The sequence below is a fragment of the Tychonema sp. LEGE 06208 genome, assembly GCF_015207505.1.
GTDB lineage: Bacteria > Cyanobacteriota > Cyanobacteriia > Cyanobacteriales > Microcoleaceae > Microcoleus.
In genome coordinates this window covers 1-4,888 of the sequence record NZ_JADEWT010000196.1, presented here as the reverse complement: position 1 = coordinate 4,888, position 4,888 = coordinate 1, and the positions used below count along the sequence as shown (strand labels likewise).

Sequence of the window (4,888 nt, the reverse complement as noted above, 5' to 3'; positions counted from 1 at the left end):
AGGCGACAGCACTAATGACTAATGACTAATGACTAATGACTAATGACTTCTTCCTGATGACATTGTACGGAAAGCTCGGAGGCGACAGCACTAATGACTAATGACTAATGACTAATGACTAATGACTAATGACTTCTTCCTGATGACATTGTACGGAAAGCTCGGAGGCGACAGCACTAATGACTAATGACTAATGACTAATGACTTCTTCCTGATGACATTGTACGGAAAGCTCGGAGGCGACAGCACTAATGACTAATGACTAATGACTAATGACTAATGACTTCTTCCTGATGACATTGTACGGAAAGCTCGGAGGCGACAGCACTAATGACTAATGACTAATGACTAATGACTAATGACTAATGACTTCTTCCTGATGACATTGTACGGAAAGCTCGGAGGCGACAGCACTAATGACTAATGACTAATGACTAATGACTTCTTCCTGATGACGTTGTACGGAAAGCAGTTGTCAGTTGTCAGTTGTCAGTTGTCAGTTGTCAGTTGCCAGTTGTTACCAATAACAAATAACAAATAACAAATAATAAACAACAAACAACAAACAACAAACAACAAATAACTAATGACTAATGACTAATGACTAATGACTAATAACTAATGACTAATGACTAATGACTAATGACTAATGACTAATGACTAATGACTAATGACTAATGACTAATGACTAATGACTAATGACTTCCCCTATTTAAATCAAAGTCAGTGCCAAACCTTTAATCGATCGCCCGTCGCCAATTGGACCAACGATGGAAGCCCGACCGGTCGTCAAATTAATATTGTACAGGCTCGAAACTCCCCCAACCTCGATCGCAGCCAAAGCCGTCTCGTTACCGCCAACACTCCTGACATCAAAGCCGAGAACGGTACCAGCATCAACTCCCAAAGAGCCGATCGTATTCAACACTCCATTATTCGGCGGATCTTGCCGCACCAAAACGTCTAAGTTGCTGTCGATGGCAAACAAAGTTGTCGAATTTACCCCCGGCAAATTGTTAGTATAGGCAGCAGCCGCCACCCCCGGAGAATTTCCAAAATTGCGATCGCCCGCAGCATAAGCCAAATTCCCGTCGAGTTGAATTCCCCCCGTCAGCGTGTCAAAATCCACAACTGCCCCCGTATCCGGGTTGAGGCGGGCATTTTGACCGGCTTGATTGACCAGCCGAATGCGATCCACCGTCGGATTGAAATCAAAACCCGCAGCCCCCGGAGTCAAACCAACAGGAAATTGCCCAGTCCCGACTTGACTTGCAGCCCCAGTCACCGGATCGATCGCGTACAAGCGATTGCTAGAACCCACACCGTAAAGTACGCCATTAGCCGGTCGAAAATCAATCCCCAGCAAACTTTCTCCAGGCTGCAAACCCGTAACTGTCGCGTCGCTCAGAATCGCCTGCGGTGCCGCCTCGTTGAAACCGACAATTGCTTCAGCGCCATTTCTGACAGTCAAGGCGTAAGCTGTAGGCAAAGGCAAAGCCAAACCGTTAATCTGTCTTCCGTCGGCAATTTGGCCCGCGAAGGAAGCTTGACCGGTTGTCAAATTGATATTGTACAAACCGGAAACACCCCCAACTTGCAGCGCAGCCACCGCGACATCGCGGCCGCCGATAGTTCTGATATCAAAGCCGAGAATGCTAGTAGCATCAACTCCCAAAGATCCGATCGTATTCAACACTCCATTATTCGGCGGATCTTGTCGCACCAAAACATCTAAATTGCTGTCGATTGCAAACAAAGTTGTCGAAGTTACCCCGGCCAAATTGTTAGTATAGGCAGCCCCAGCCACCCCCGGAGAACTTCCGAAATTGCGATCGCCCGCAGCATAAGCCAAATTCCCGTCGAGTTGAATTCCCCCCGCCTGCGTGTCAAAATCCACAATTCCCGCCGTATTCGGATTGAGGCGGGCATTTTGACCGGCTTGATTGACAAACCGAATGCGATCCACCGTCGGATTGAAATCAAAACCCGCAGCCCCCGAAGTCAAACCAACAGGAAATTCCCCGCTACCGACTTGACTTGCTTCTCCAGTTCTGGGATTGAGAGTATACAAGCGATTGCTGCTACCCACACCGTAAAGTACGCCATTCGCCGGCCGATAATCAATTCCCAGCAAACTTTCTCCCGCTGGTAATCCAGTCACGGGCAAATCTGAGATGACACTTCCCGGATTGGAAAGACTAAAACCAACAATCCGATTAGTAGAAGTTAAAGCATAAGCCGTTGTCCGCGGTGGAGGCGGGAGAGTGGGAACAATGCTGCTAATATTATTAGTGAAATTTGCCGGGCCGATCGAACTTTGTCTCACCCCTTGGAGAACCGCAAAAAATTCTCCTGTCACCCGGTCTTGAATAACAGTATTGTTTCCAGCTTCCAGAATATTCAAGTCGCTAAAACTGACACCTTCTCCCAAACCGATTAAATCTGTACCCGGTGCAAAATCTGCGATCGCGTCAGCATCGCCCAAACTGACACCGCCGCTGGTACGAAAAGGATCGGCATCAGCGTAGCGCCTCAAAACAAATAGGTCTGCCCCCTCGCCGCCGCTCAGGATATCAGTACCGCGATCGCCCGACAAAACATCATTGCCGGAGTTTCCTGAGATGAAATCGCTACCTTTTCCGCCAACTAAAAAATCGCTACCTTCACCGCCGTTAATAGTATCGTTATCTAAATCTCCAAAAAGCGAATCTTGACCAGAACCCCCATCAATGGAATCGCTTTGTTTTCCTCCAAAGATGCTGTCATTTCCCGAGTTTGCCACAATGGTGTCATTGCCCGCCAAACCAAAAATCAGGTCATCTTCTGGAGTTCCGGCTAGCAAGTCGGCTTGTGAGGTACCTCTAATTTCTGCCATGCTGTAATCACCCTCTAATTTTGATATTTTTGTTGCCTAAAAGCGGCGACTTTCTCAGTTCAACATATCACGAATTCGCACTGTCAGAATGTTTGTCCCACTCTAGACATCTCCAAGCAAATTTTGGGCAGGCTGGATGCCTGCACCACAAGAATTATTAGAGATGTCTATTAGTAATATACGATGAATTCATTATTTTGGATCTGTACCTCGCTCGATTACTTTTCAATACCATCTCATCTATAACTAAATCCCCGGTCATACTGCTTGTGGATTTGCGCGATCGGGCTTTGACAGAACGCCAAAAAATATTCGTAAATACTGAGGATTTACGACTAAATTTACCCGATCCAGGTCAGACAATTTCTCAATTAAATGAGATCCGCGGTCTAGCAATTGCCAGATCGGATTGCCAAGTAGCTCTCATATTTTGAAAGGCCTCTGCCACCAAGTGCATTACAATGGACTTCAATAGAATTTGAAAATGAGTGTAATCTTGTCTAATTTAGTTGACTATTTAAGATTTTCCAGTTTAATTCTAGGGTCAACTGCTTTAAGTAGTAAATCTGCCAACAAATTACCAACAATCAACATGGTCGCGCCCATCATCAAACTTGCCATGACTAAGTACAAATCTTGATTTGTCACGGCTTCCAAAGTCAGTTTTCCCAAACCAGGCCAATTAAAGAAAAATTCAGCAATAAATGCACCGCTTAACAAACTAGCAAACTCAAAACCCAATAGCGTGACTAACGGATTAATCGCATTCCGTAAAGCGTGAACGTAAATTACTCGATTGTCGGGTAAACCTTTGGCCTTGGCGGTGCGGATGTAATCTTGACGCAGTACATCCAATAATTGTCCGCGCATCAATCTTTGCAAGCCTGCAAAACCTGTAACGCTGAGGGCGACTGTTGGCAAGATTAAGTGCCAGCAGTAATCGAGGATTTGACCCCACCAAGGTAAGTCTGCATGGTCGATGCTGGTCATTCCTCCGACGGGGAAAAGAGGGGAAGTATTTTGAGCAAAAAATAGCAGCAGCAAGGCTGTGATAAAGCTGGGAAATCCCTGGCCGGTGTAGCTGACTACTTGCAAAACTCGATCGACTGTGCGGTTTTGATTGACGGCGGCAACTATTCCCAAAGGAAGCGCGATCGCCCAAGTTACAATCAAAGAGGCGATCGCCATCAACAGCGTCGCCGGTACCCGTTCCCACAGCAGCGACGCTACGGATCGCTGATACACAAAACTCGTGCCAAAATTCCCCCGCGTTACAATTTGTTGCAACCACAGCCAATACTGCACAATCGCTGGTTTATCCAAGCCGAACTGCTGTTCGAGTTGCTTGAGTGTCTCCGGCGAAATCTTGGGATTTTGGCTCAAAGTATCTAAGTAATTTCCTGGTGCCAACTCAATAATTGCAAAACAAAGAGCCGATGCTAAAAATAAGGTTAAAAGTGCCTGCAACAGTCGCTTGACTACATAAGTAAATGTCTCGTTGCCAAATATAGAACTCAATATTCGCGAATTTCGATTAGATTTAATAGAAGCCATGCGATTTTAGATTTGAGATTGAAGATTGAAGAATTTTTAATGATTCATAAATACGAGCAGTCAACAGCCCGTCGGGTGCGTCGGGAGCAATTTTTGAGTAGGTTCTCGTCACATTCAGCCCCCTGACGCACCCGACAATCACTAATGACTAATGACTAATGACTACTGACTAGGGAATTGGCCCGCGCAGGTCATTGGCCCGCACAGGTCATTGGGAATAGGAACTAACAAATAACCAATAACCAATAACAAATAACCAATAACCAATAACTAATGACTAATAACCAACAACCAACAACCAACAACTAATAACCAACAACCAACAACCAATAACTACTGACTACTGACTACTGACTACTGACTACTGACTACTGACTACTGACTACTGACTACTGACTACTGACTACTGACTACTGACTACTGACTACTGACTACTGACTACTGACTACTGACTACTGA

The 4,888-nt window shown here is 45.6% G+C and carries 2 protein-coding genes; both read right to left on the bottom strand.

Translation table 11 applies throughout. The annotated features are described in order from the left end of the window. Positions 1-712 precede the first annotated feature (712 nt). Positions 713-2,875 (bottom strand): DUF4394 domain-containing protein, encoded by a 2,163-nt coding sequence (locus IQ263_RS27610; protein WP_194071233.1) that lies wholly within the window; start codon positions 2,873-2,875, stop codon positions 713-715. A 513-nt stretch (positions 2,876-3,388) separates the two neighbouring features. Next, entirely contained in the window at positions 3,389-4,429 is a 1,041-nt protein-coding gene (locus IQ263_RS27605) for an ABC transporter permease (RefSeq protein WP_194071232.1), read from the bottom strand. Between the last annotated feature and the right edge of the window lie 459 nt (positions 4,430-4,888).

Excerpts from the sequence above, each read along its gene's own strand:
- IQ263_RS27610 (WP_194071233.1), bottom strand. The coding sequence starts at position 2,875 with ATGGCAGAAATTAGAGGTACCTCACAAGCCGACTTGCTAGCCGGAACT.
- IQ263_RS27605 (WP_194071232.1), bottom strand. The coding sequence starts at position 4,429 with ATGGCTTCTATTAAATCTAATCGAAATTCGCGAATATTGAGTTCTATA.